This is a genomic window from Martinezella dioscoreae, assembly GCF_009176305.1.
Classification (GTDB): domain Bacteria; phylum Pseudomonadota; class Alphaproteobacteria; order Rhizobiales; family Rhizobiaceae; genus Rhizobium; species Rhizobium dioscoreae.
This window is the reverse complement of record NZ_BLAJ01000001.1, coordinates 154,454-180,246: the sequence shown is the minus strand read 5'-3', so window position 1 is coordinate 180,246 and position 25,793 is coordinate 154,454. Positions and strand designations below refer to the sequence as shown.

22 protein-coding genes are annotated in these 25,793 nt (G+C 60.7%); 9 read left to right on the top strand and 13 right to left on the bottom strand.

The genetic code is table 11. From position 1 onward, the window contains the following. Window positions 1–3 precede the first annotated feature (3 nt). From glgA to GDN47_RS00855, 4 genes are all read left to right on the top strand, one after another. Window positions 4–1,446 (top strand): glycogen synthase GlgA, encoded by a 1,443-nt coding sequence (gene glgA, locus GDN47_RS00870; protein ID WP_145316028.1) that lies wholly within the window; start codon window positions 4–6, stop codon window positions 1,444–1,446. 4 nt (window positions 1,447–1,450) lie between these two features. Beyond that, window positions 1,451–3,079 (top strand): alpha-D-glucose phosphate-specific phosphoglucomutase, encoded by a 1,629-nt coding sequence (locus tag GDN47_RS00865; protein WP_152092509.1) that lies wholly within the window; start codon window positions 1,451–1,453, stop codon window positions 3,077–3,079. A 210-nt stretch (window positions 3,080–3,289) separates the two neighbouring features. After that, entirely contained in the window at window positions 3,290–5,260 is a 1,971-nt protein-coding gene (glgX, locus tag GDN47_RS00860; RefSeq protein ID WP_152092508.1) for a glycogen debranching protein GlgX, read from the top strand. 67 nt (window positions 5,261–5,327) lie between these two features. Further along, window positions 5,328–5,816 (top strand): MaoC family dehydratase, encoded by a 489-nt coding sequence (locus tag GDN47_RS00855; protein WP_113354973.1) that lies wholly within the window; start codon window positions 5,328–5,330, stop codon window positions 5,814–5,816. Here the strand turns inward: GDN47_RS00855 and GDN47_RS00850 are convergent. The 6 genes from GDN47_RS00850 to GDN47_RS00825 all read right to left on the bottom strand — a co-directional run bounded on the left by GDN47_RS00850 (window position 5,813) and on the right by GDN47_RS00825 (window position 11,841). Then, window positions 5,813–6,361 (bottom strand): sarcosine oxidase subunit gamma, encoded by a 549-nt coding sequence (locus GDN47_RS00850; protein ID WP_152092507.1) that lies wholly within the window; start codon window positions 6,359–6,361, stop codon window positions 5,813–5,815. The two genes, GDN47_RS00855 and GDN47_RS00850, sit on opposite strands and share 4 nt — an antisense overlap. Then, window positions 6,354–9,350, bottom strand: coding sequence for a sarcosine oxidase subunit alpha (locus GDN47_RS00845; protein ID WP_152092506.1), 2,997 nt, complete (start codon window positions 9,348–9,350; stop codon window positions 6,354–6,356). Before GDN47_RS00845 ends, GDN47_RS00850 begins: the two co-directional genes overlap by 8 nt. Further along, window positions 9,347–9,712 carry a sarcosine oxidase subunit delta gene (locus tag GDN47_RS00840; RefSeq protein WP_152092505.1) on the bottom strand — a complete coding sequence of 122 codons (366 nt, stop codon included), beginning with the start codon at window positions 9,710–9,712 and terminating at the stop codon, window positions 9,347–9,349. Before GDN47_RS00840 ends, GDN47_RS00845 begins: the two co-directional genes overlap by 4 nt. Before the next feature lie 15 nt (window positions 9,713–9,727). Next, a complete protein-coding gene (locus GDN47_RS00835; protein WP_152092504.1) occupies window positions 9,728–10,147 on the bottom strand; it encodes a hypothetical protein in 420 nt (139 codons plus the stop codon). Next, window positions 10,147–11,400, bottom strand: a complete 1,254-nt coding sequence (locus tag GDN47_RS00830; protein ID WP_113330522.1) for a sarcosine oxidase subunit beta family protein — start codon at window positions 11,398–11,400, stop codon at window positions 10,147–10,149. The genes GDN47_RS00835 and GDN47_RS00830 overlap by 1 nt, the downstream gene beginning before the upstream one ends. A gap of 162 nt (window positions 11,401–11,562) precedes the next feature. Continuing rightward, the gene (locus GDN47_RS00825; RefSeq protein ID WP_113330523.1) at window positions 11,563–11,841 is read right to left on the bottom strand and encodes a hypothetical protein; all 279 of its coding nucleotides are present in this window, start codon (window positions 11,839–11,841) and stop codon (window positions 11,563–11,565) included. 351 nt (window positions 11,842–12,192) lie between these two features. On the opposite strand from GDN47_RS00825, the gene rpsU reads away from it, so the two are divergent. From rpsU to GDN47_RS00805, 4 genes are all read left to right on the top strand, one after another. Then, window positions 12,193–12,405, top strand: coding sequence for a 30S ribosomal protein S21 (gene rpsU, locus GDN47_RS00820; RefSeq protein WP_004117638.1), 213 nt, complete (start codon window positions 12,193–12,195; stop codon window positions 12,403–12,405). 138 nt (window positions 12,406–12,543) lie between these two features. Then, on the top strand, window positions 12,544–13,419 hold the full coding sequence (locus tag GDN47_RS00815; protein WP_113354963.1) for a tetratricopeptide repeat protein: 876 nt from the start codon (window positions 12,544–12,546) through the stop codon (window positions 13,417–13,419). 114 nt (window positions 13,420–13,533) lie between these two features. Next, window positions 13,534–14,604 carry an NAD(P)/FAD-dependent oxidoreductase gene (locus GDN47_RS00810; RefSeq protein WP_145631874.1) on the top strand — a complete coding sequence of 357 codons (1,071 nt, stop codon included), beginning with the start codon at window positions 13,534–13,536 and terminating at the stop codon, window positions 14,602–14,604. Between the two features lie 254 nt (window positions 14,605–14,858). Continuing rightward, complete coding sequence (locus GDN47_RS00805; protein ID WP_113354958.1) at window positions 14,859–16,514, top strand: sensor histidine kinase; 1,656 nt, start codon at window positions 14,859–14,861, stop codon at window positions 16,512–16,514. A gap of 36 nt (window positions 16,515–16,550) precedes the next feature. Here the strand turns inward: GDN47_RS00805 and GDN47_RS00800 are convergent, their stop codons facing one another. The 6 genes from GDN47_RS00800 to GDN47_RS00775 form a co-directional block, all read right to left on the bottom strand. Beyond that, window positions 16,551–17,945, bottom strand: coding sequence for an NAD(P)(+) transhydrogenase (Re/Si-specific) subunit beta (locus GDN47_RS00800; RefSeq protein WP_145632765.1), 1,395 nt, complete (start codon window positions 17,943–17,945; stop codon window positions 16,551–16,553). 10 nt (window positions 17,946–17,955) lie between these two features. Next, window positions 17,956–18,354, bottom strand: coding sequence for an NAD(P) transhydrogenase subunit alpha part 2 (locus tag GDN47_RS00795; protein WP_113330529.1), 399 nt, complete (start codon window positions 18,352–18,354; stop codon window positions 17,956–17,958). A gap of 1 nt (window position 18,355) precedes the next feature. Continuing rightward, window positions 18,356–19,519, bottom strand: coding sequence for a Re/Si-specific NAD(P)(+) transhydrogenase subunit alpha (locus GDN47_RS00790; RefSeq protein ID WP_113354955.1), 1,164 nt, complete (start codon window positions 19,517–19,519; stop codon window positions 18,356–18,358). A gap of 110 nt (window positions 19,520–19,629) precedes the next feature. Next, entirely contained in the window at window positions 19,630–19,854 is a 225-nt protein-coding gene (locus tag GDN47_RS00785) for an aa3-type cytochrome c oxidase subunit IV (RefSeq protein WP_041677669.1), read from the bottom strand. Between the two features lie 228 nt (window positions 19,855–20,082). Then, window positions 20,083–22,398 carry a putative bifunctional diguanylate cyclase/phosphodiesterase gene (locus GDN47_RS00780; RefSeq protein WP_145631871.1) on the bottom strand — a complete coding sequence of 772 codons (2,316 nt, stop codon included), beginning with the start codon at window positions 22,396–22,398 and terminating at the stop codon, window positions 20,083–20,085. 230 nt (window positions 22,399–22,628) lie between these two features. After that, entirely contained in the window at window positions 22,629–23,735 is a 1,107-nt protein-coding gene (locus GDN47_RS00775; RefSeq protein ID WP_145316010.1) for a TRAP transporter substrate-binding protein, read from the bottom strand. Window positions 23,736–24,026: 291 nt separating this feature from the next. On the opposite strand from GDN47_RS00775, the gene GDN47_RS00770 reads away from it, so the two are divergent. Continuing rightward, complete coding sequence (locus GDN47_RS00770) at window positions 24,027–24,815, top strand: gamma-glutamyl-gamma-aminobutyrate hydrolase family protein (protein ID WP_113330583.1); 789 nt, start codon at window positions 24,027–24,029, stop codon at window positions 24,813–24,815. Here GDN47_RS00770 and GDN47_RS00765 read toward each other — a convergent pair whose 3' ends face one another. Further along, window positions 24,816–25,784: a 2-hydroxyacid dehydrogenase gene (locus GDN47_RS00765; protein WP_145631869.1), complete on the bottom strand. Its 969-nt coding sequence runs from the start codon at window positions 25,782–25,784 to the stop codon at window positions 24,816–24,818. Window positions 25,785–25,793 lie beyond the last annotated feature (9 nt).

The following is a 25,793-nucleotide window of genomic DNA, read 5'->3' as shown; positions in this document are numbered from 1 at the left end:
CCTATGAAGGTTCTCTCGGTTTCGTCCGAAGTCTTCCCCCTGATCAAGACAGGGGGCCTTGCCGATGTGGCCGGCGCCCTGCCTATTGCACTGAAGCCCTATGGCGTTGAAACCAAGACTCTCATCCCGGGCTACCCTGCGGTCATGAAAGCCATCCGCGATCCGGTTGCCCGTCTGGAGCTTCCGGATCTCCTTGGCGAGGCTGCCACCATTCTCGAGGTCGAGCACGCGGGAATTTCCTTCCTCGTGCTCGATGCGCCGGCCTATTACAGCCGCACCGGCGGCCCCTATGTGGATGCGACGGGCAAGGATTACCCCGACAACTGGCGTCGTTTCGCCGCGCTGTCGCTCGCCGGTGCGGAAATTGCCGCCGGCCTCCTGCCCGGCTGGCGGCCGGATCTCGTGCATGCGCATGACTGGCAGTCGGCCTTGGTGCCGGTCTACATGCGCTACTATCCGACGCCGGAGCTGCCGAGCGTGCTGACCATCCACAACATCGCGTTCCAGGGCCAGTTCGGCGCCGACATCTTCCCCGGCCTGCGCCTGCCGGCCCACGCTTTCTCCATGGAAGGCATCGAATATTATGGCGATGTCGGCTTCCTGAAAGGCGGGCTGCAGACGGCACATGCCCTGACCACCGTCAGCCCATCCTATGCGGAAGAAATCCTGACGCCGGAATTCGGCATGGGCCTCGAAGGCGTCATCGCCAGCAGGGCCTACAATCTCTACGGCATCGTCAACGGCATCGACGATGACATCTGGAACCCTGCGACCGATCCGATGATCGCGCAGACCTATAGCGCGGCGACGCTGAAGGATCGCGCCGTCAACCGCCATCGGGTCGTCGAGCATTTCGGCCTCGACGACGATGACGGTCCGATCTTCTGCGTCGTCAGCCGCCTCACCTGGCAGAAGGGCATGGATATTCTGGCTGAAGTTGCCAGCGAGATCGTCCACTTGGGCGGCAAGCTCGCAATTCTCGGCGCAGGTGATGCGGCGCTGGAGGGCGCGCTTTTTGCCGCAGCCGGCCGTCATCGCGGTCGCGTCGGTGTTTCGGCCGGCTACAACGAACCCATGTCGCATCTGATGCAGGCCGGCTGCGACGCGATTATCATTCCCTCGCGCTTCGAACCCTGTGGCCTCACACAGCTTTATGGCTTACGCTATGGCTGCTTACCCATCGTTGCGCGAACGGGCGGGCTGAACGATACGATTATCGACGCCAACCATGCCGCGCTGCAGGCAAAAGTCGCGACCGGCATTCAATTTTCGCCCATCACCGCGGAGGGGCTTTTGCAGGCCGTGCGCCGTGCCATGCATCTTTTCCCGGATCGAAAGGTCTGGACGCAGATGCAAAAGCAGGGCATGAAATCCGACGTATCCTGGGGCCGGAGCGCAGAACGCTACGCCGCTCTCTACTCCAGTCTAGTCTCGAGAGGCGCTTAACCCGATGATTAAAACAATACCCACCACCCCCTTCGCGGACCAGAAACCAGGTACTTCGGGCCTGCGAAAGAAGGTTCCGGTATTCCAGCAGCCGAACTACGCGGAAAACTTCATCCAGTCGATTTTTGATTCGCTCGAAGGCTATCAGGGCAAGTGCCTGGTCATCGGCGGCGATGGCCGCTACTACAATCGCGAAGTCATCCAGAAGGCCATCAAGATGGCCGCCGCGAATGGCTTCGGCAAGGTGATGGTCGGCAAGGGCGGCATCCTCTCGACGCCCGCAGCCTCCAACATCATCCGCAAGTACAAGGCCTTCGGCGGTATCATCCTGTCGGCCAGCCACAATCCCGGCGGCCCGACGGAAGACTTCGGCATCAAGTACAACATCGGCAATGGCGGCCCCGCGCCTGAAAAGATTACCGACGCTATCTACGAGCGCTCCAAGGTGATCGAAAGCTACAAGATTGCCGATTTCCCGGATATCAACCTCGACCGCATCGGCCGCGAAGATATCGACGGCATGATCGTTTCGGTCATCGATCCGGTCGAAGATTATGCAGCCCTGATGGAAGAGCTGTTCGATTTCGGCGCCATCCGCAACCTGATCAGCCTAGGCTTCCGCATCTGCTTCGATGCAATGAGCGCCGTCACCGGCCCTTATGCCAAGGAAATCTTTGAAATCCGTCTTGGCGCCCCGGATGGATCGGTGCGCAACTTCCTGCCGCTGCCGGATTTCGGCGGCCATCATCCGGACCCGAACCTCGTCTACTGCAAGGAGCTCTACGACGACATGATGAGCGACGATGCGCCCGATTTCGGCGCAGCATCGGACGGCGACGGCGACCGCAATCTCATCATCGGCAAGGGCATCTACGTCACCCCGTCCGACAGCCTGGCGATCCTGGCAGCCAACGCCAACCTCGCTCCAGGCTACTCGCATGGCATCGCCGGCATCGCCCGTTCGATGCCGACAAGCGGCGCCGCCGACCGTGTTGCCGAAAAGCGTGGTGTCGGCATCTACGAAACGCCGACCGGCTGGAAATTCTTCGGCAACCTGCTCGATGCCGGCATGGCGACGATCTGCGGCGAGGAAAGCTCCGGCACCGGCTCCAACCATGTTCGCGAAAAGGATGGCCTTTGGGCCGTGCTGCTCTGGCTGAACATCCTGGCCGTACGCGGCGAGAGCGTCATCGATATCGTGACGCAGCATTGGGCCGCCTATGGCCGCAACTATTATTCCCGCCACGACTATGAAGGCGTCGATACCGATGCCGCCAACGGCCTGATTGCAGCGCTGCGCGAAAAGCTGCCGACCCTGCCGGGCACGAAGTTCGGCGACCTCACGGTTTCCGCCGCCGACGATTTTGCCTATCACGATCCGGTCGACAAGTCGGTCAGCCAGCATCAGGGCATCCGCATCATGTTCGAGGGCGGCTCGCGCGTCGTCTTCCGCCTCTCCGGCACCGGCACGACGGGCGCGACACTGCGCGTCTATATCGAGCGTTACGAGCCCGATTCGACCCGCCACAATATCGAGACCCAGGAAGCACTGGCCGATCTCATCACGGCCGCTCAGGATATCGCAGACATCAAGGGCCGCACCGGCCGCGATGCACCGACGGTGATTACCTGACGGCAATTTTTGCAGAACCCCCTCACCCTGCCCTCTCCCCGAGGGGAGAGGGGGATTGTGCCATAAGGACCTTCTCCCCTCGGGGAGAAGGTGGATTTCGGTGATTGAGCGCAGCGAAATCGCCGAAAGACGGATGAGGGGGTTATCCGGGAACGACGGCAAATTGCATCACGTTCGTTCCAACGTCCTAAAATGGAAAGCCCGCGAGACATGTCCGAACCGACAACCCGCTGCCTTGGCGCCACCCTCACTGACTCGGGTGTCGAATTTGCTGTCTATTCTAGGCATGCTGAGCGGATAGAGCTTTGCCTGTTCGACGCCGAGGGCCACAAGGAAATCGCCCGTCTGCCGCTCGCCCGCGACGGCGATGAACACCGCCTCTTTGTGAAAGATGTGGGGGAAGGCACGCGCTACGGCCTGCGCGCCCATGGCACCTACGATCCTGATCGCGGCCTATGGTTCGACCCATCCAAGCTGCTTGTCGATCCCTATGCCAAGGAGATCGATCGGCCGTTTCGCTACGATCCGCGCCTTGGGGTCTACGGCGCCGATACGCAGGATCTCATGCCGAAGGCGATCGTCTCGCGCGATATCGCGGTGAAGCCAGCCAAGCCCTTGTTTCAGCCGGGCGGCCTGATCTACGAAATCGCGGTAAAGCCGTTCACCATGCTGCATCCCGATGTGCCGGCGAAACAGCGCGGCACGCTCGGCGCCCTCGCCCATCCCTCAATCATTGCGCATCTCAAGCGCCTGCAGGTCGACGCCGTCGAGTTGATGCCGATCACCGCATGGATCGACGAACGTCATCTGCCGCCGCTCGGCCTCACCAATGGCTGGGGCTACAATCCCGTTGCCTTCATGGCGCTCGACCCGCGTCTCGTACCCGGCGGCATGAAGGAGTTGCGCGAGACAGTTGCCGCCCTTCACGCCGAAGGCATCGCCGTCATCCTCGATCTCGTCTTCAACCATACGGGCGAGAGCGACCGTCAAGGCCCGACGCTATCCCTGCGCGGCCTCGATAACCCCACTTATTTCCGCAGCCTGCCGGATCAGCCCGGAACGCTGGTCAACGATACCGGCACGGGAAACACTGTCGCATGTGATCAGCCGCCGACACGCAAGCTCATCATCGACAGCTTGCGCCATTTCGTCCGCAATGCCGGGATCGACGGTTTCCGCTTCGATCTCGCCACCGTGCTGGGACGCAACGGCAAGGGCTTCGATCCGGAAAGCATGACGCTGCGCACCATGCTGGCGGACGAGGTGCTGCAGGATCGCATCATGATCGCTGAACCCTGGGACATCGGTCCCGGCGGCTATCAACTCGGGAATTTTCCGGCGCCTTTCCTCGAATGGAACGACCGCGCCCGCGACGACCTGCGCCGCTTCTGGCGCGGCGATGCCGGCATAGGCGATCTGGCAACGATTCTTGCCGGCTCCTCGTCCATCTTCGGCCGTGACGGACGGACGCAGACGCGCAGCGTCAACTTCCTCGCCGCCCATGACGGCTTCACGCTGATGGATCTCGTTTCCTACGAGAACAAGCACAATGAGGCCAATGGCGAGAACAATCGCGATGGCCACAATGAGAATTTCTCCTGGAACAACGGCATCGAGGGAAAAACGGACGATCAGGCAATCCAGTCCAAGCGCCGCGCCGATATCGAAGCCATGCTGTCGACGCTCTTTGCCACGCGAGGTACGATCATGCTGACGGCGGGCGATGAAGGCGGACGCAGCCAGCAGGGCAACAACAATGCCTATTGCCAGGACAACGCCATCACCTGGGTGGACTGGAAGACGCTGGACGAGGAACTGATCGGCCATACTGCCTGGCTCGCCGGCCTGCGCCGCCGCTTCACCGCCTTTGGCGACATGAATTTCTTCCGGGGTGATGGTGACGTGCTTTGGTTTTCAGGCGCAGGGACGCCAATGACGGTGCCGGATTGGGAGGCGCCAGGAGCGGCCGTGCTTGGCATGGCGCTGGAAACAGCGGATCGCGCGACGCATCGATCGACGCGACTCGCCATAATCTTCAATCGCGCCGCAGACGAACGCGCCGTTACATTGCCGGCTTCCGAGAGCGGCGGCTGGTCTGTGTTGACGACAGCAGGCGAAACGCCAGCCGGAGAGCAGATCGCCATTCCCGCCCGCTCTGTCGCCTTCCTTCTCGAAGACTGATCGCGGTTGCACTTTCAGTCTCGATTCGCCAGAAAGGGCTTTGACAACACAGACTGACGAGGATGGCATGCCCGGCGAAATTTCGCTTGTTGAGATCATGAAGCTTGCGGGAACGGAAATCGGCGTTTCCGACTGGATTGCCGTCGACCAGACGATGATCGACACCTTTGCCGATGCGACGCTCGATCACCAGTTCATCCACGTCGATCCCGAACGCGCCAAGGCGGAAACACCCTATGGCGGCACCATCGCTCACGGCTTCCTGACGCTCTCGCTGCTTTCAGCGATGAACTACAGCGCCCTGCCGAAAATCCGCGAACAGACCATGGGCATTAATTACGGCTTCGAGAAGATCCGTCTCATGTCGCCGGTCAAATGCGACGCGCGGGTCCGTGGCCGTTTCACGCTCGCCGAAACCCGGCTGCGCGGCGCCAATATGCTGATGCTGACCTATGACGTGACGGTCGAGATCGAAAACGAACGCAAGCCGGCGCTGACTGCGACATGGACGACCATATCGCAGTTCGACCCCAAGGACAGACCGGAAGAGAGTTAAAGGCTCGCATCCTCCGCACCTTCGGCCAGAAGGCCGAAAGCATAATCGGAGAAGGAACGCCAGACTTCGACACGGAATGTCTCGTCGTCGAGCCGCAGGATCACCACCTCCGCCTTGCCGAGCAGCGTGCGCGAGCAGGCGCCGACGGGGAACGCGCTCAGCGAAACATCCTGCGGGCAACCGGCGGCAAGCGTCGCTTCCGCGCCGGGGCCGGACACGATGATGGCTGTATTGCGATGCGAGACATCGGTCGCCGAGTGCAACACGCCAGACGATCCAGCCACGCCGACCAGTTCGGCCCCGTTTTCATCAATGACAAGCCACTCGTCCGGGCCAAGCCAGAGGGCATGACGACCATTATTGCTGGCCGAGGTCTTTGGTCGCGTCGGCAGCTGAAGGCCGAGCACTTGCGAAAGACCGCCGACGGAATCGGCAGGCGCGCGCAGAGAAATGCGGCTTGCGGGAGCAGCAGGCGTCAGCCGAACGGTCGAGGAACCGCCGTGGCGACCAAAGAGCGGCAGTTTGCGGGTAGCGAGATCAGCCATTGATCCGGCCTCCTTCCTTGTCAAAGAACACCAGATCCGTCACCTCGACTGATATCGTCTTATCGGGCATCGGCACATAGAGCGTCTTGCCCATGCGCTCACGCCCGCCGGCAACCAGCGCGAAGGCGATGGAGCGGCCGAGATTTTCCGACCAGTAGGCCGAAGTAACATGGCCGAGCATGGTCATCGGCTTCTGCTCATTCGGATCGGCGACGATCTGTGCGCCCTCCTCCAGCACCACCTTCGGATCGCGGGTAATGAGACCAACGAGCTGCTTGCGCCCTTCCTTGACGAGATCCGGCCGCTTCAGGCCGCGAATGCCGACGAAATCGGTCTTCTTCTTGGAAACGGCCCAGGCAAGGCCGGCATCGTCGGGCGTGACAGTGCCGTCAGTATCCTGGCCGACGATGATGTAGCCCTTCTCGGCGCGCAGCACGTGCATGGTCTCGGTGCCGTAGGCGCAGGCACCCAGCGGTTCGGCGCGCGCCCAGACAGCTTCCCATACCGACTGGCCGTAATCGGCCGGCACGTTGATTTCATAGCCGATTTCGCCGGTGAAGGAGACGCGGAACAGCCGCGCCGGCACGCCACAAACCTTGCACTCGGCGACACTCATATGCGGGAAGGCCTCGTTGGAGAGATCCTGTCCTTCGACGAGCGGCTCGATGATCTCGCGTGCCTTCGGACCTTGCACGGCGATGACGGCCCATTGCTCGGTGGTGGAGGTCAGCCACACCTTCAGATGCGGGAACTCGGTCTGCAGATAGTCTTCCATATGATGCAGCACGCGCGGCGCACCGCCGGTTGTGGTGGTCACGTGGAAGCGATCCTCGGCCAGACGCCCGACGACGCCGTCGTCATAGACGAAGCCGTCCTCGCGGGTCATGATGCCGTAGCGGCAGCGGCCGGGCTTCAACGTATCCCAGGCATTGGTGTAGATCAGGTTCAGGAACTCAGCCGCGTCCGGCCCGACCACCTCGATCTTGCCGAGTGTCGACGCATCGAACACGCCAGCCACTTCGCGCGCCGTGCGGCACTCGCGATTGACGGCTTGGTGCATGGTCTCGCCGGCGCGCGGATAGAACCAGGCGCGCTTCCAGTTGCCGACATCTTCGAAGATCGCGCCGTGCGCCTCTTCCCAGGCATGCATCGGCGTCTTGCGAGCGGGATCGAAGAGAGCCCCACGCGAATGACTGATGAGCGTGCCGTAAGTCACCGGCGTATAGGGCGCGCGGAAGGTGGTAAGGCCGACCTGCGGAATATCCTTGCCGAGCATTTCGGCGGCGATCGCCAGCCCGTGCATGTTGGAAAGCTTGCCCTGATCGGAGGCCATGCCGTTGGTGGTGAAGCGCTTGATGTGCTCGATGGAATGCATGCCTTCGCGCACGGCGAGACGAATATCCTTGGCGCAGACATCGTGCTGGAAATCGACGAAAGCCTTCGCATTCGTGTCCGGCCCGGCGCCTTCAGCCGCACCGATCATGCCGCCGGTCCATTCGAAAGCCTGTTCGGCGTGAAGCTGGATCTTCTCGTCGCCATTGGTGCTGCCGGTCGCGCGTGCCATCAGCTCACCGGCGGCCAATGATTCCTCGATAGCAGCCTGCAGCCCGTCCGTGCCGTTGCAGGCACCGACCGAAAGGCAATCCTGAACATAGGTGCCCGGCAGGAAACGCTGCTTCTCGGCATCGAATTTCAGCTTGCCGCGCGATTGCGAAAAGAGATGAACTGAAGGCGTCCACCCGGCCGAAACCAGCAGGGCATCCACCGGGATCTTGCGGGTCGCCAAGCTGCCGTTGCGCGAGACGGTCATGGAAGAGACGCGCAGCTTGCCTGAGGTATCGACGACGGCATAGTCGGTCATCACCTCGATGCCCAGCCGTTTTGCCTCGGCCAACACAGCCTCGCCCGGCCGCGCGCGGCTATCGACGATGGCAACGACGGACACGCCGGCGCGCTTGAGATCGAAAGCGGCCTCATAGGCCGAGTCATGCGCCGTATAGACGCCGATCTTCGCCCCAACGGCGACGCCGTAGTGATTGAGATAGGCGCGCGCGGCCGAAGCGAGCATGATGCCCGGACGGTCGTTGTTCGGGAATACCATATGACGTTCGATGGCGCCCGTTGCCAGGATGGCGCGCTTGGCGCGGACCTGCCACAGGCGCTCGCGCGGCAGGTTACGGCCTGGCTTCGCCAGATGGTCGGTCACCCGTTCAGCGAGGCCGAAGAAATTGTGGTTGTAATAGCCGAAGGCGGTCGTGCGGGTCAGCACCTGAACATTCGGCATCGCCTTGAGCTTGGCGAAGGTCACCTGCGCCCACTCGTAGCCTTCTACACCGTCGATCTTGATGCCAGTGTCGAAGCGGAGCGCGCCGCCGACCTCCGGCTGCTCGTCACAGAGGATGACCTTGGCGCCGGTTTCGGCCGCGGCGAGTGCAGCGGAAAGACCTGCAACGCCGGCACCGATGACGAGCACGTCGCAATGCGCATAGCGGCTGGCATAGTGATCCGGATCTTCTTCCGTCGGCGCAACACCGAGACCAGCGGCACGGCGGATGAAGGGCTCGTAAATATGCTTCCAGGCCGCCTTCGGCCACATGAAGGTCTTGTAGTAGAAGCCGGCGGCAAAGAAGGGCGACATCAGATTGTTGACGCCGCCGATATCGAAGGCGAGCGACGGCCAGCGGTTCTGCGACTGCGCCTTCATGCCGTCGAAGACTTCCTGCACGCTGGCGCGCACGTTCGGCTGACGCCGTGCCGCATCGCGGGAAATGTCGAGCAGCGCGTTCGGCTCTTCGGCTCCGGCCGAAAGAATGCCGCGCGGACGGTGGTACTTGAAGGACCGGCCGACAAGATGGACGCCATTGGCAAGCAGCGCAGAGGCGACGGTATCGCCTTCGAGCGCGGTATAGGTCTTGCCGTCAAAAGTGAAGCGAGCGGTTCTGGCGGGCGTCAGACGTCCCTTGCCCGCGATACGATTGGCGCCGCTCATTCAACGAATCCCTCTGTTTGTGCCGTCTGTTCTTGTTCGTTCTGTTGCTGCGCTGCCGGCTCGGAAGCGCCAGGCTTGAGCGTCGCAGGGTCGGGCTTCGGCTCGCCGGCCTTGTAGGTTCGGTAGAAGTGATCGCTCACGGTATCGCGCGCCGCATTGAAGAAGCGACCGCAACCATGAATGTGCCGCCAGCGCTCGAAGATCAGGCCCTTCGGATTGTCGCGCAGGAAGAAATATTCCTCGAACTCCTCATCCGAAATCCCGGCAATATTGGCCGGCCGCGCGATATGCGCGTCGCCGGCGTTGCGGAATTCGAGTTCCGAACGCTCTTCCTCGCAATAGGGGCAGTAAATCAGCAGCATCGTTTTCTACCTGTGTTAAAGCTCGGAGCCCGTAAGGCTTGTGCCGGGCGGCTGGGCGCAGAGCCGCCGTCCCATCGTGACGAAAGGTGTTATGCGCTTCAGCAGCGCCTCCAGCGATCTATAGGGTCTCAGCACATTGGTCATCCCAAGATTGACCAGGCTCATGCCCAGCAGGTCGGTATCGATTACAAACGCCCTGGCCGCCTCGGGCGTCGGGTCCGGCACGAAATAGACCGTTGGCTCGCTCAGCACCTTGGCGCAGAGCAACATTCCGCTTTCGGCCACGAAGGGCCAGTCAGCTTCGTCCTTTGCCTTGCGGATCACCTGCATGCGAAAATCCTTGGCTCCCGGAATAAGGTCGCTGACTTCGGTCGCGATCGCTCCGACCGGCAGGGAAAGTGCTGCCGCAAGAACGATCCCGACCACCGCCGGCATCAGTGCGCCACGGCGGCGGCTGCCGCCTCATCGATCAGGCGACCGGTGCGGAAGCGATCCAGCGTCAGGCCGGCATTGAACTTATGCGGCTCGTCGCGTGCGATGAGATGCGCAAACAGATTGGCCGAACCCGGTGTCGCCTTGAAGCCGCCCGTACCCCAGCCGCAATTGACATAGAGCCCGGGAACTGGCGTCTTCGACTGGATCGCCGAACGGTCCGGCGTATTGTCGACGATGCCGCCCCAGGAACGCATCATCTTCACACGACGGAACATCGGGAAGAGCTCGCAGATCGCATCGAGCGTATGGGTGATGATCTGCAACCCGCCGGTCTGGCTATAGGAATTGTACTGGTCCGTGCCCGCGCCGATGACGAGCTCACCCTTGTCGGACTGCGAGATATAGGCATGCACCGTGTTTGACATGACGACACAGGGGAAGATCGGCTTCAGCGGCTCGGAAACAAGCGCCTGCAGCGGGCTCGATTGCAGCGGCACGCGCACGCCGGCCATCTGCATGACGACGGTGGTGTGGCCGGCTGCGGAAACGCCGATCTTCTTGGCGCCGATGAAGCCCTTGGTGGTATCGACACCCGTCACGCGGCCATCCGGCCCGCGGCGAATGCCGGTCACTTCGCAATTCTGGATGATGTGCACGCCGCGATCGGAAGCAGCGCGGGCATATCCCCACGCCACCGCATCGTGGCGGGCCGTGCCGCCGCGGCGCTGCAGGGCGGCGCCGTTGATCGGATAGCGCGCCGTCTTCGAAATATCGAGCGGCGGACAATAAGCCTTGGCCTGTTCCGGCGTCAGCCACTCATTGTCGATGCCATAGAGACGGTTGGCGTGGATATGCCGCTTGAAGGACTGCTGGTCATGCACATTATGCGACAGCATCATCACGCCGCGCGGCGAATACATGACATTATAATTGAGATCCTGAGACAGCCCCTCCCAGAGCTTCATCGAATGCTCGTAGATGTGCATGCTCTCTTCATAGAGATAGTTCGAGCGGATGATGGTCGTGTTGCGGCCGGTATTGCCGCCGCCGAGCCAGCCCTTCTCGATGACGGCGACATTGGTGATGCCGTGCTCCTTGGCGAGATAGTAGGCCGCACCCAGGCCATGACCGCCAGCGCCGACGATGATGACGTCATACTCCTTGCGCGGCTCTGGCGAGGTCCATTGCGCCTCCCAACCCTTGTGAGCCCGCATCGCTTCCCGTGCCACGGCAAAAACCGAGTATTTACGCATTCGCCCTCAACTCCTTCAGGCAAGACGCCCTTTTTGTGGGTCATACAAATCGCAAATCGAAAACCGACACAACGGCTCTTTTGCGACGCATTCAGGACCGTCTTTCGACACGGTTAAAATTGCCAATCAGCCGAGTGGCCTGCCCATGACTGCTTGGCAGATCTATTTGCGCTGCAGATGGCAGATCTTCACCCGCGCGCCGTGGCTATCCTTGCGCCAGATACATCCCTCATTCCGCGGCTTTCCCTTGTAAAGGTAAATTCTCGCCCGGTGCTTGTTGTCAAAGGTCTGATTGGAAAAGTCGTGGCCGCCGACCCGCACATTCTTGCCAAAGCGGACTTCGCCGGCGGCGACAGGCGCGAGCGCCCCAGCAAGAACAATGAGCGCCAGTATGGTTGGCACAAACAGCCTTCCGACGACAGCAAAGCCGAGCGATTTCATAAGGTGATTCCCCCTTGCTCCGAACGGTTGCTTCCGATGATGCAATCGCCGCAGCACACGAATGACTGTGATCCGACATACTCACATAAGCATGTCAATGTCGCAAAGATCGGGGTCGGCCGATGGCTTAATCAACAGCTTCGATGAAGCGTCACAAACGCGGCCGGCTGAATTCGGTACTCGACAACTAGCTTTTTCCTCTGCAAACTCACGATCTGGCTAGACTTTGACAAACCGATCTGCTATCTCGCCTAACCAATCGCAAGGCTGCGGCTGCGCGAACGTTATATTTTTGCCTCCTGGCGCTGCCGTCGCCGCTGGCATCAACCAAACCAAAGGAACGTGATTCTCGTGCAGGTACTTGTCCGCGATAACAATGTCGACCAGGCTCTCCGCGCTCTCAAGAAGAAGATGCAGCGCGAAGGTATTTTCCGCGAAATGAAGATGCGCGACTACTATGAAAAGCCGTCGCAGAAGCGTGCTCGCGAGAAGGCTGAAGCTGTTCGTCGCGTTCGCAAGCTTGCTCGCAAGCGCGCTCAGCGCGAAGGCCTTGTTGCCAAGTAATCGCCGTTTTTTCGACGTTTTCAGATGCATGTGTGGCGGGGGCGAGTCGTTCGCCGCCGCCTTTTTGATTTATTCTCTACGCAAATCGGATTAAATCAGAACAGCCTGATATGACGCATGGGGAAAGCGAACCCGATAATGGCAATGACGACTTCCGTAAAGTTCCGCACTTCGAACCTCTCCTTATTTGTTTCGAAGCGCGCCGCGGCTCTGCCTGCCTTGGCGATACTTGCCGCAATCAGCCTTTCCGGCTGCCAGACTGCCACCACAGATAACGTGATCCAGATCGACAAGGCGCAAGGTTCGTCCGAAAATATCGCCTCACTGACGTCGGTCATCAATGCCAATCCGCAGGATCCGGAAGGCTACAATGTGCGTGGCACGGCCTATGGCCGCGGCGGTGATTTCAGCCGCGCCCTTGCCGACTTCAATCAGGCGATCCAGCTCAATCCGAAGTTCTATCAGGCCTATGCCAACCGCGCGCTCATCTATCGCAACATGGGCAAGCTGCCGGAAGCAGTTGCGGACTATAACGCGGCGCTGCAGATCAACGGCAATTACGATGTCGCCTATATCGGCCGCGGCAATCTCTACCGCCAGGCCGGCCGCGACAACGATGCCTTCAATGACTATTCGAAGGCCATCAGCCTCGGCACCACGGACGGCCGCGCCTATAATGGCCGCGGCGTGATCTACCAGAAGCGCAATCAGCAGGATAAGGCGATCGACGATTTCTCCAAGGCGATCTCGCTGTCGCCGAACTCGCCAGAGCCTTACAACAGCCGCGGCATCTCCTATCTCGCACAGAACGACGACGACAACGCTTTTGCCGATTTCAACCATGCGATCGAGCTGAACAACAAGCTTGCCGAATCCTGGGCAAACCAGGCCTTCGTCTATGAGCGCAAGGGCGACAAGGCGAAAGCCCGCCGCTCCTATCAGCACGCGGTCAATCTCGATCCGAACTACCAGCCTGCTAGAGATGGCCTGGCTCGCGTCGGCGCCGGCTCCTGATACGGAGCATATTGCAGTAAAGACATTCAGCCGCCAGCGACCATCCGCTCGGCGGCTTTTCTTTGCCTTGTCGAACGCTTAGTCTCGGCTCACCCGTTCAAGCGAGACAAAGACATGCCCTCCCCACAAAAAGTCATCGTCGTCGGCGCCGGAATCATCGGTGCCTCCATCGCCTGGCATCTGAGTCGCAAGGGCGCATCCGTGACGGTGGTCGCTCAGAAGACCGGCGGCGTCGCAACTCCGAACTCCTTTGCCTGGATCAATGCGAGCTGGGGCAATCCGGAATTCTATTTCCAGGTCCGTCGCCGATCGATGGCCGAATGGTCGCGGCTACAAGACAACCTGCCGGATCTTCCCTTGTCCTGGTGCGGCGGCCTCTCCTGGGATCTGCCGGAAGCAGAGCTCGATGCCTATGCGGCACAACATCATGGCTGGGGTTATGGCATACAGCCGGTCAACCGAGCGACGAGCGCAATGATCGAACCGAACCTCGCCAATCCGCCAGACTATGCCCTGCATGTTGCCGAGGAAGGCGCCGTCGAACCTGTTGCCGCCACCAAGCTGCTGCTGGAGGACGCTCGCCGTCAGGGCGCGAGCCTGTTATCCGGCGTCGAGGTCGCAGGCCTGCTCAGAGAGGGAGAGCAGGTTGTCGGCATCGAAACGAGTGAAGGGCCGATGCAGGCCGATCATGTCGTTCTGGCCGCCGGTGCGGGCACGCCAGCACTTGCGGCCTCGGCGGATGTTCTCGTGCCGCTGGAAACGCCTCCAGGGCTTATCGTCCATTCCCGCCCCGTGCAGAAAATGCTGAATGGTCTGGTGATGGCGCCGGAACTGCATTTGCGCCAGACGGCAGAGGGGCGAATCATCGCCGGCGGCGACTTCGGCGGCACCGATCCCGGCAGAGATCCACAAGCGGCAGCCGACGATCTTTTCGCCAGGGTCAAAACGACATTGAAAGGCGGCGAGGCCCTGGAGCTTGATTTCTACACCATCGGCTATCGCCCGACACCGAAAGACGGCCTTCCGGTTCTGGGTGGTGTCGGCGCGGCACCTGGCCTCTACCTCGCAGTTCTCCACTCCGGCGTCACGCTGGCGCCGCTCGTCGGCCTGCTCGCCGCGCAGGAAATCGTCGATGGTGGCGAAGCTCCCGAGCTTGCATCCTTCCGTCTCTCACGCTTTACCTAGCTCGGACACAAGACCTGCCAGCGCAACTTCAGGGATGCATTGCCACAGTCGTAAATACCCGAGATCGCTTAGGATTTCGCAATAATGACTTTTCAGATGTTGCAAGGAAAATTACCGAGCCCTAACATGGCGCTTCAGGAGCATGTAGCTCGATGATCTGGGCACGGGGGCGCTTGGCATGATGACCAATATCATTCTCTTCGCGTTTGCCAGCGCGTCGGACCCTCATGGAGGCACGATCGGTTGATCGCTCCATGAGGAAGCCGCATTTTCCGAAAGCGTCGATTGGTGCCTATCTGATCGCCATAGCCCTGGCGATCGCCTTGCCTATTCTCGCCTTCGTCGCGCTGCTTCTGGTCCAACTCGAGGATAATGAACGCGATGCTTTGAAGGGCGACACGGTTCAGGATGCTCAGGCGCTTTCGCGCGTCATCGATCGCCAATTGCAGGACATGGCGACGACGCTGCGCCTTCTGTCTTCCTCGCCGGAACTTGAGCGCAACGACATCGCCACCTTCTTCGCCCGCACGGAAACGGTATTGCGCACGGATTCGCTTTTCGTGCTGCTTATGGAAAAGGACGGCCAGCTCCGACTGAATACCCGCTGGCCGCTCGGCAAGCCACTCGGCAAGACCGGCAACATCGCCGCGCTTCAATCGGCACTGAACTCCGGCCGCATCGAGGCATCCGATGTCTTCATAGGCTCGACCGCCCGCCGCTGGGTCTATAACGTCACCCTGCCCCTCGAACATTCGCCGGCCGGCGCCGCTTTGGCCGTAACACAGGATGCCGACGAGCTCGCCAAGCTCGTGACGACGGAAGCCTTGCCACCCGGCTGGTCTGCCGCCGTTCTGGACAAATCCGGACATGTCGTTGCCGCCGGTGGCCCGACGACCCTCGCCCCGGGCGACGCATTCAATAAGAACATCCTGCCGAAGCTGATCGCATCCAGCGGCGTCTATCAGGATGACAAGGTCCTGCCGAACGCGGTGCTCGGTTATGCGCAAATCTCAGGCTGGTCCTGGAAGGCCGTCGTCTGGGGTCCGATCGCTTCCGCGCAGGCTTCGCTGATGAGCACCTGGCGCTTTCTGATCTATGGCGGTGTGACGCTGCTACTGGTTGCGCTGATTGCCGTCTATGCCTTGGCACGTCAGGTGCGCACCACCATACAGGATATTGCCGACATGGCGGACCGCATGGGCCGCGGCGAGATCGTGGCACCGATCGACACGAGCGTCATTGAGGCAAACCAGGTGGCTGTCGCGCTTTCCAACGCCTCCTTCGACCGCAGCGTCACCGAGGACCGGCTGCATTTCGTCATGCACGAGCTCGTCCATCGCACCAAGAATCTGCTGGCGCTCGCGCAGGCAATGACGCGTCAGCTCGCGCGGCAGACTGATAGCGTCGATACTTTCCAGCGAGCTGTCGCCGACCGGCTCGAAGGCTTGGCGCGCTCGATCGAGGTGCTGACCAGCGAACAATGGTCCGGCGTGTCGCTTCGCCGCGTGATCGACATCCACCTCGCGACTTTCCTGCAGGGACCTCAGCAACTCGACGTTCTCGGCAATGACTTCCTGCTGAAGCCGGAAGCGGTGCAGAATCTCGGCCTGGTCCTGCACGAGCTTGCCACCAATTCGGTCAAATATGGCGCGCTTTCCGCGCCGGAGGGCAAGATCACCATCGAATGGACGAACGAAGCCGCTGAAACCGGCACCAAGATTCGCTTCGTCTGGACCGAAAGCGGCGGTCCGCCGGTCAAGCCGCCGAGCGACACGGGCTTCGGCACCACCGTCACGAAAACCCATGCCGCGGCATCCTTCAGCGGTCACGTCGAGGTCGATTTCCGCCCGGCTGGCCTCGTCTGGATACTGACCGCACCGCGCAGCATGATGGAACGTCAAAGGAACTGAGAGCGGAAACACCGCTCTTGCGGGCGCAGCGGCAGCCTACTCGTTCATCGCCTTGACGATGTCCTCGGTTACCTTCTTGGCGTCGCCCAGAAGCATCATCGTGCCATCCTTATAGAACAGCGTGTTGTCGATGCCGGCATAGCCGGAGCCGAGCGAACGCTTGACGAAAAGGCAGGTTTTCGCCTTGTCGACGTCGAGGATCGGCATGCCGTAGATCGGCGATGTCTTGTCATCGCGCGCCGCTGGATTGGTGACGTCGTTGGCGCCGATGACATAGGCGACATCGGCCTGGGCGAATTCCGAATTGATGTCCTCGAGTTCGAACACCTCGTCATAGGGCACATTGGCCTCGGCGAGCAGCACGTTCATGTGACCCGGCATACGGCCGGCGACAGGATGAATGGCATATTTCACCTCGACACCATGCGCCTTCAGCCTGTCGGCCATTTCGCGTAGCGCATGCTGGGCCTGTGCCACCGCCATGCCATAGCCGGGCACGATGATGACCTTGGAGGCGTTCGCCATCAGATAGGCGGCATCCTCGGCCGAACCGAGCTTCACCGTCTTGTCGGAATTGTCGGTCCCGCCCGAGGCCGTCTCGCCGCCGAAACCGCCGAGAATGACCGAAATGAAGGAGCGGTTCATGCCCTTGCACATGATGTAGGACAGGATCGCACCCGAGGAGCCGACAAGCGCGCCGGTAATGATGAGCGCGAGATTGCCGAGCGTGAAGCCGATGCCGGCGGCGGCCCAGCCGGAATAGGAATTCAGCATCGACACGACGACCGGCATGTCGGCACCGCCGATCGGCACGATCAGCAGCACGCCGAGAAGCAACGACAGCGCGACGATGGCCCAGAAGGCGAGATGACTCTCGTTCGCCGCCAGGCTGATGATGGAGACCGCGATCAGCACGAGCAAAGCGGCATTGATGATATGGCGGTTCGGCAGCAGGATCGGCTTGCCGGACATGCGTCCGTCGAGCTTCAGGAAGGCGATAATCGAACCGGTGAAGGTCAGCGCGCCGATCGCGGCGCCGATCGCCATCTCGATGCGAGCCTCGGTGTGGATGTGGCCGATCTCACCGATGCCAAAGGACGACGGCGTATAGAGCGCCGAAGCGGCGACGAGGACAGCCGCAAGACCGACCAGCGAATGGAAACCGGCCACGAGTTGCGGCATCGACGTCATCGGAATGACGCGCGCTATATAGGCACCTGCTCCGCCGCCGATGGCAAGGCCGAGAATGATAAGCACGAAACCGCCAAAGGATGGCGTCGCCAGCACCAACGTCGTGGCGATGGCGATGCCCATGCCGACCATGCCGTAGAGATTGCCGCGCCGGCTGGTGGCCGGATGCGACAGGCCGCGCAGCGCCAGGATGAACAGAACGCCGGAGACGAGATAGAGGAAAGCTGCGATATTGCTCAGCATGCCGCCCTCACTTGTCCTTCTTCTTGTACATCGCCAGCATGCGCTGGGTGACAAGGAAGCCGCCGACGATATTGACCGAGACGAGAACCAGCGCCACGAAGCCGAAGCCCGTGGCAAGGCCGCTCGCCGAAATGCCCACGGCCAGCAGTGCGCCGACGACGATGACCGAGGAAATGGCGTTCGTGACCGCCATCAGCGGCGTATGCAGGGCCGGCGTCACCGACCATACGACATAATAGCCGACGAAGATCGCCAGCACGAAGATGGCCAGTTGAAAGACGAAAGGATCGATCGCTCCACCGGCTGCGGCACTGGCAACCTCGGGCGCCTGTGCTGCGGCGGCCGTAACGGCGGCAACGGCATCATTCAGTTGCTGGAGTGCCTGGTCCATTGCTTGGCTGGCCATCTCAGAGATCTCCCTTCTTGATCGTCGGCTGGTCGGGATCGACGAAATTCGGGTTCACGACTTCGCCGCCGTCGGTCAGCATCGTCGCCTTGATCAGCTCATCGGTGCGGTTGAGGGCAAGGCTCTTCGTATCCTTGTCGACCATCGTCTCCAGGAAGGTAACGAGGTTCTTGGCGTAGAGGGCCGAGGCGCTGGCCGCGATCCGGCCGGCCATATTGGGATATCCGACCACCTTGACGCCCTCGACATCGGCGATCTTGCCGTATTCGGCACCCTCGATATTGCCGCCGCGTTCGACCGCGAGATCGACGGCCACGGCGCCGGGGCGCATCGCCTTCAGCATGTCGCGCCCGACAAGGCGTGGCGCCGGCCGGCCCGGAATGAGCGCCGTGGTGATGACGATATCCTGCTTGGCGATATGATCGGCGACGAGCGCCGCCTGTTTCGCCTGATACTCCTTCGACATTTCCTTGGCATAGCCGCCGGCAGTCTCAGCTGCCTTGAACTCCTCGTCCTCGACCGCGACGAATTTTGCGCCGAGCGAAGCGACCTGCTCCTTCGCAGCCGGCCGTACGTCCGTCGCCGAAACGAGCGCGCCCAAACGCCGTGCGGTGGCGATCGCCTGCAACCCGGCAACGCCGGCACCCATGACGAAGACCTTTGCCGCCGGCACCGTGCCCGCTGCCGTCATCATCATCGGCAGCGCCCGGTCATAGACGGCAGCAGCCTCGATCACGGCCTGATACCCTGCGAGATTGGCCTGCGACGACAAGACGTCCATCGACTGCGCGCGGGTGATGCGCGGCATCAGCTCCATGGCGAAGCTTGTCAGCCCTGCGCGCGCCATCTCCGCAAGAGCGGCCTCGTTGCCATAAGGGTCCATGATGGCGATGACGATCGCGCCGCTCTTGTAGCCGGAGATCTCCTTGCTCGTCGGACGTCTCACCTTGAGAATGACATCCGCCGCCTTCGCATCCTTGATGGAACCGATCCGTGCGCCGACGGCTTCATATTCGGTATCCGGAATGCGCGATAAAGCCCCCGCACCGGCTTCGATCACCACGTCGAAACCCAGGTTCTTCATCTTCTTCACCGTCTCGACGGAAGCCGCAACACGCGTCTCCTCCGCCACGCTTTCCTTGGCCACGAAAACCAGATTGCTCAACGACGACACCTCGCATCAGACGGCGCCGCTCCCGAATGCGGCGGCGCTGTAGTCTGCAGAATCATGGGAAAGCGCGGGCAATTGGCCCGGCATCGGTCAGCGCTGCAATATCAGCGCAACAGGACGACGCTGGCGATGGTCAGAACAATGAATATCAGGACGCCGCCGAGGAAACCGGCATGGCCAAAGAAACCGGCCGCCATGGCAATCAACAATGCGGCGACGATCGCAGATCCGACCTTGGCGCCCGAGATGAAAAGATTGTAGGTCTTCTCATGCTCCTTGTAGTCCATGGGAGCGCCCACTTCGGCGGGTCCAGTATGATGTTCGGCCATTCAGAATTCTCCCCTCAATCCTCTCCGCCGACAGACGATATAACTGCCAGCTGGAGCTCGTCCTCAAAAGTTGAAACACCCCGCAACGGGATGCCGCAACCAATTTCCTCCACCGAGGGGTTACACAAAGCGAGGAAAAATGCAATGCACGAGAAGGTCGCAGGCGGGCGTTGGCTGACGGAATCGCCAGGGATTTCGAAGACGCCCGCATCGAAACGATGACGCCGGCTAGGTCGTGACATCGGACGGCAGGATTCTGCCGGCGCCCGGCTGCCGCCGGTTGAGACTGGCCACTCTCTCGATGACCTGCTCCTGCGGCACCGGCGGCGAAAATACATAGCCTTGGATGATATCCGCCAGGTTCCGCTCGACCACCAATGCCAGCTGCTCCAGCGTCTCGACGCCTTCGATCACGATATGAAGGCTGAGCGCGCGGGAAAGATCGACGATACCGCATAGCAGCTTGAAACGGCGGCTATCCGTCGTGATATCACGAACGAAAGACCTGTCGATCTTCACGACATCCACAGGCAGGGTATCGAGATAGCTGAGGCTCGAAAATCCCGTTCCGAAATCGTCGATCGCAATCGTGATGCCTTTGGCGCGCAGATCGGCGAGGATGGAGCGAACGGTCGCCACCTCGTCCATCAGGCAACTTTCAGTAACCTCGAGATGCAGGCGGGATGGCTCCAATCCTGACGCATCAAGCGCCGCCATGACGATTTTGACAATCTCGCCATTGCGCAGATCCTGCGCCGAGAGATTGACGGAAACCGCGAGCGGCGCAGGCCATGAAGCACAATCGTTGCAGGCTTGGTTGACCATGAAGCGAGTGATGCCGGCGACGATGCCCATTTCCTCGGCAACCTGTACGAAAAGATCGGGCGGGACTGAGCCCTTTTCCGGATGAATCCAGCGTGCAAGCGCCTCGCAGCATTCGATGCGGGAGCCATCGGGCGTGAACATCGGCTGATAGACGGCCTGAAGCCTGCCGGTTTCCACCGCCTCGCGCAAATCATCCTTCAGCTTCTGCCGCTCGACATAGCGTGCGTCCATCTCCTCCTCGAAGGCGCTGCAGCCGCCCTTCAGCCGCGATTTGGCATCGAAAAGCGCGAGATCGACCTTGATCTGCCACTCCTCCGGGCGAAACTCCCGGCTGGACACGGTCATGTATCCGCCGCTGACGGAAATCCGGAAACTGCTGTCTGCCACGCTGTAGGTGCCGGCCATTGCCGCATGCAGGGTGCGGATGCGGGCATCGATATCAGGAGCATCGTCTTCATTCGGAAAGAACAGCACGAATTGATCGCCGACAAGACGAGCGGCAATCGCTGCGGCGCCGGCAAGCTGCTTCAGGCGCTCGGCTATGGCGACCAGCAGGCGGTCGCCGGCAACGTGCCCCTTGGTATCGTTGACGTGCTTGAAGTCATCGATATCGAGAACCAGAATGCCGATGCGGCTTTCCCGCTTGCGCGCAGCCAGCCTCTCCTTGACCAGATCCATGAAATATTCGCGATTCGGCAGTCCCGTCAAAGGGTCGTAGCGCACCATATGCAGGATCTTGCGCTCCGCCCGAACGCGCACCGTCACATCTTCGAAAATCAGGATCACGATTCCGTCGGCGCGGCGGCTGGCCGAAAATTCGAGGAACTGATCCTCGTTGAATTGAATGAGCGTTCGCGACAGCGTGCCGCTGACGAGCTGTGCCAGCTGCCGCTGGATAAGTCCGGGCAGCGATCCGTCGATGAAGGCATGGCGCGCGCCGTAGCGCAGAACGACATCGAATTCGCAGTCCTTGAGCCGCTGCGGATCGGCAAAATTAAGGAGCTCGCATGCCTTGCGATTGACGACCAGAATGCGGTTCTGGGCATCAAGCATGAACAGCCCGTGCGTCATGCTGTTCAGCGCGGTGTCGAACCTGTCGGCCATCAGCGATATCTCGCGCGAAGCGATGATGTTCCGGTAGAGAAATTCGCGCATGCCATTCGCCATTGCGCGTGTCGTCAGCCCAAACGGAATGAGCATGAGGGAGGCGATTGCCTTGTAAGGTTGCTGCAGCAGCAGGCAGGCAATGATGATCGGCACGCAGCAGCACAGAATCTGAAGATCGACCGCGCGAGGCGAACCATAGTTGCGGCCGACGATCGACACCATCGACGCCATCGTGACGGCGACGCAGATGAATTCCGCCAGCGGATTCTGCAGGATGAGGATGGCATAGCCGCTGCCGATGCCGAGGATGGCCGCCGTCGCCGCCGCGCCGATCACATAGCGCGTTTCCCAGCCGGCAATATCGACGCGCGTAAGATCATTCTTATCCGCGGCGTCGAACAGCCGGAACAAATGGATGCGTAAGCCAAAGACAACAGCAATCGCCACGCAAAAGGCCAGATAGATGCCGGCATGCGTGCTCAGGAAAACGAGGACATATGTCAGGATATGAACGAACACGCCCGTAAAGAGCGTTTTGCGATTTCCGAAAAGCGAACTGACGAACGACAGATAAACATCCGTCGGCACGGTGTCCGGGCTTGGAGGCTTCATTCAGACTTCCCCTGATGCGGCGGACACCCTAGTGGAAACCCTTTAAAATTTACTTGCCCGAACAGAGCCCATTCGGACAGATTTTCCAGTCAAAGCGGCAGCTTAAGTTGAAGCTGGATCATGATCAGCACTGCACTGGCACAATGATTCCCGGCCTCCCCCGAGACGGATATAATATTTAAATCACTAATAAAGAAAACAATATATCTCAAAAGACCTATGAAATACGATTACAGCTTGCCCGCCCGCTGCTGGATCATCATGAAGGTATCAAAAGTATACTCGGAAAGCTGCATCCAAAGATAGGCATCCTTCTTGTAGGCGACTTGATCCTCATAGATGCGCTTGAAATAATCATTTGATTTGGAAAGATCGGCATAAAGCGCGCCGGCTGCCTGGAAGCAGGCCTCCATGATCTCCTGGCTGAAAGGTCTGAGCGTCACCCCCTGCTGCACGATATCCTTCAGCGCCTGGGGATTTTTGACGTCGTATTTCGCCAGCATGTTGGTGTTGGCGAAGGCGCAGGCGTCGCCAAGGATTGCCTGATAGTTCTTCGGCAAGGCATTCCATTTTTCCAGGTTGAAGAAGGCATGCACCACGGCGCCACCTTCCCACCAGCCCGGATAATAATAATACTTCGCGATCTTCTGCAGCCCGAGTTTCAGGTCGTCATAGGGGCCGACCCATTCGGCCGCATCGACCGTACCCTTGCTCAGGGCATCATAGACACCGTTGACCGCAATATCCTGTTGCGGGACGACACCGATCTTCTCGATCACCTTGCCGGCCAGGCCGGCGATGCGCATCTTCAACCCCTTGAGATCGTCGAGCGTATTGATTTCCTTGCGAAACCAGCCGCCCATCTGCGCGCCGGTATTGCCTGCGGGCAGCCCTAAGATGCCCTGGGTCGCGTAGAACTCGTTCATCAGCTTGTTGCCGTCGCCCTGGTAGAACCAGGCATTGGTCAGCCGGGCGTTGAGGCCGAACGGCAGCGCCGTGCCGATGGCATAGGTCGGATCCTTTTGCCAGAAATAATAGGAGCAGGTGTGCGCGGCATCGACGGCGCCGGCGCTGACTGCATCGGCCGCCTGCGCACCGGGCACGATCTCACCGGCCTCATAGGTCTGGATGACGAAATTGCCGTTGGTCGCGTCGGAAACATGCGCGGCGATATCTTCCGCGCCGCCATAAATCGTGTCCAGGCTCTTGGGAAAGGAGGAGGTCATCCTCCAGGTGATCTTCGGATATTCCTGCGCAAGAGCCGGGCTCGCAAGCGCGGAAGCGGCAGCACCTGCGCCAACAGCTCCTGCCCGCCTGATGAAGGAACGGCGATCCATCGAATTCTCCCATACGGACGGCATTGCTGGGGAACGGCGCGTCCCCCGTCACGGCGCAAGCGATGGAACTAACCATGCCGCACCCGGTCTTTCAAGTTTGCTCTTGCACCGCATTATGGCGATTCCTGTACATCGGCGTAACGAGCCTGAACAAAGCCTTGCGAAAACCTCTGCGCGTTGCCGGCCGGGCCGTATTCGCGTAAGTTCGTAAGGCGTAAATCCCCCCTCGGATCGACATCATGATCGTCCAGAGGTCCAATGAAAAAATGTCTGCTGCCTTCGGAGCCTTGCATGCCCAGACCGATCATTGCCATTCCCGCCGATATCCGCGAGTTCGACGGCACCAGCTGGCATGCGGTTCAGCTGCAATATGTCCGCGCAGCGGTCAAAGCGGCTGGGTTGATGGCGCTGATCGTTCCCGCGCTTGAGGATGGCAACGATGTGGACGCCATTCTCGACCGGGTGGACGGGCTGCTCGTTTCCGGCTCCGCAACCAATGTGCATCCATCGCTCTATGGAAAGGAAGCGCTTGAAAGCGACGGTCCTTTCGATCCGGCGCGCGACGCGACTTCGCTGCCGCTCATCCGCCGCGCCATCGATCGCGCCATTCCGATGCTCGCCATCTGCCGCGGCATTCAGGAACTGAACGTCGCGCTTGGCGGCACGCTGGCCAGCGAAATCCAGGACCAGCCGGGCATCTGGGACCATCGCAAGCCGCCGAATGTCGATCGCGACACGATGTATTCCATCCGCCAGAGCGTCTTCGTCAAGGAAGGCTCCTGCATCGCCCGCGTCGTCGGGCCGGGTGAAGTGCGTGTCAATTCGCTGCATCGCCAGGCGATCGCCGATACCGCGCCGAGACTGCAGGTGGAAGCGCTGGCCGAGGATGGTACGATCGAGGCCGTTTCCGTCATCGGCGCCAAGGCCTTTGCCGTCGGCGTACAATGGCATCCGGAATATTGGGCCGAAACGGATTCGCCGTCGCTGAAGCTCTTCACCGCCTTCGGCGATGCCGTGCGCGATTATGCGGCTGGCAAGGAGCGGCCAGCGGTCGCTCCGTATCCGCAAAAAGCCATATGATCAGCCGCGCGGCTTAACCGGGGTTTCCGGCACCGGCGTCATAGGCTCACCCTTGGCGAACCATTCGATGATATTGTCGACGACGAGATCGGCCATGGCATCGCGCGTCGGCGCCGAGGCCGAGGCCACATGCGGTAGCAGGGAAACATTCGGCAGCGAGAGATATCCGGCCGGGACATTCGGTTCGTCGTAGAAGACATCCAGGCCGGCAGCGCCCAGCGTACCGTTGCCGAGGGCTGTTATCAGCGCATCATCATCGACGGACCAGCCGCGGCCGACATTGATGAACACGCCCTGCGGCCCGAGCGCCGACAGGATCTCGGCGTTAATGACTTTGTGCGTCTCGGGCGTCTTCGGCACGATGGAAATCAGCGTATCCACCGACTGCGCCATCTCCTTCAGCGTCGGATAGTAGTCATAGGGCAGCGAATCACGCGGCGTGCGGGTGTGATAGCCGATCTTCACCTTGAACGGCTCCAGCCTTCTCGCGATTTCCAGGCCGATGCGACCGAGACCGTTGATGCCGATGCGGCGTCCCTTCATCGAAAAGGGCGAGAGCGGAAAAGCCCCTTCCTTGACCCAGCGCCCCTCGCGCAGCCAAGTCTCCGCCTTCGGAAATTGCCGCAGCGTGTTCAACAGCAGGGCGATCGCAGTATCGGCGACCTCATCATTCAGGACATCAGGCGTGTTGGTGACGACGATGCCCTTGGAGGCTGCGTGCTTGACGTCGACGCCATCATAGCCGACGCCGAAATTGGCAATGATTTCGACATTCGGAAAGGCATTGATCCAGCTCGCATTGAAGCTGCCTGCAACGGCAACGCCGCGGATGCGGGCTGCGGTTTCCGCATCGACCTTCGGACCGCCATCGCGTTCGACGGAAACGATATCGAACTGCTTCCCGAGCCTTTCAAGGACACGCGGGTGTATCTTCCCCGGAACGAGGACGGCGATGCGATTATCGGACATGGATCTTTC

Bases quoted from the DNA above. Each gene is read 5' to 3' on its own strand.
- GDN47_RS00810 (WP_145631874.1), top strand. From the start codon at position 13,534: ATGCCCTCCCCACAAAAAGTCATCGTCGTCGGCGCCGGAATCATCGGT.
- glgA (WP_145316028.1), top strand. From the start codon at position 4: ATGAAGGTTCTCTCGGTTTCGTCCGAAGTCTTCCCCCTGATCAAGACA.
- GDN47_RS00845 (WP_152092506.1), bottom strand. From the start codon at position 9,350: ATGAGCGGCGCCAATCGTATCGCGGGCAAGGGACGTCTGACGCCCGCC.
- GDN47_RS00785 (WP_041677669.1), bottom strand. From the start codon at position 19,854: ATGGCCGAACATCATACTGGACCCGCCGAAGTGGGCGCTCCCATGGAC.
- GDN47_RS00765 (WP_145631869.1), bottom strand. From the start codon at position 25,784: ATGTCCGATAATCGCATCGCCGTCCTCGTTCCGGGGAAGATACACCCG.
- GDN47_RS00775 (WP_145316010.1), bottom strand. From the start codon at position 23,735: ATGGATCGCCGTTCCTTCATCAGGCGGGCAGGAGCTGTTGGCGCAGGT.
- GDN47_RS00815 (WP_113354963.1), top strand. From the start codon at position 12,544: ATGGCAATGACGACTTCCGTAAAGTTCCGCACTTCGAACCTCTCCTTA.
- GDN47_RS00855 (WP_113354973.1), top strand. From the start codon at position 5,328: ATGCCCGGCGAAATTTCGCTTGTTGAGATCATGAAGCTTGCGGGAACG.
- GDN47_RS00795 (WP_113330529.1), bottom strand. From the start codon at position 18,354: ATGGCCAGCCAAGCAATGGACCAGGCACTCCAGCAACTGAATGATGCC.
- GDN47_RS00850 (WP_152092507.1), bottom strand. From the start codon at position 6,361: ATGGCTGATCTCGCTACCCGCAAACTGCCGCTCTTTGGTCGCCACGGC.
- glgX (WP_152092508.1), top strand. From the start codon at position 3,290: ATGTCCGAACCGACAACCCGCTGCCTTGGCGCCACCCTCACTGACTCG.
- GDN47_RS00780 (WP_145631871.1), bottom strand. From the start codon at position 22,398: ATGAAGCCTCCAAGCCCGGACACCGTGCCGACGGATGTTTATCTGTCG.
- GDN47_RS00805 (WP_113354958.1), top strand. From the start codon at position 14,859: ATGAGGAAGCCGCATTTTCCGAAAGCGTCGATTGGTGCCTATCTGATC.
- GDN47_RS00825 (WP_113330523.1), bottom strand. From the start codon at position 11,841: ATGAAATCGCTCGGCTTTGCTGTCGTCGGAAGGCTGTTTGTGCCAACC.
- GDN47_RS00840 (WP_152092505.1), bottom strand. From the start codon at position 9,712: ATGCTGCTGATTTACTGCCCCTATTGCGAGGAAGAGCGTTCGGAACTC.
- GDN47_RS00835 (WP_152092504.1), bottom strand. From the start codon at position 10,147: ATGCCGGCGGTGGTCGGGATCGTTCTTGCGGCAGCACTTTCCCTGCCG.
- GDN47_RS00830 (WP_113330522.1), bottom strand. From the start codon at position 11,400: ATGCGTAAATACTCGGTTTTTGCCGTGGCACGGGAAGCGATGCGGGCT.
- GDN47_RS00865 (WP_152092509.1), top strand. From the start codon at position 1,451: ATGATTAAAACAATACCCACCACCCCCTTCGCGGACCAGAAACCAGGT.
- GDN47_RS00770 (WP_113330583.1), top strand. From the start codon at position 24,027: ATGCCCAGACCGATCATTGCCATTCCCGCCGATATCCGCGAGTTCGAC.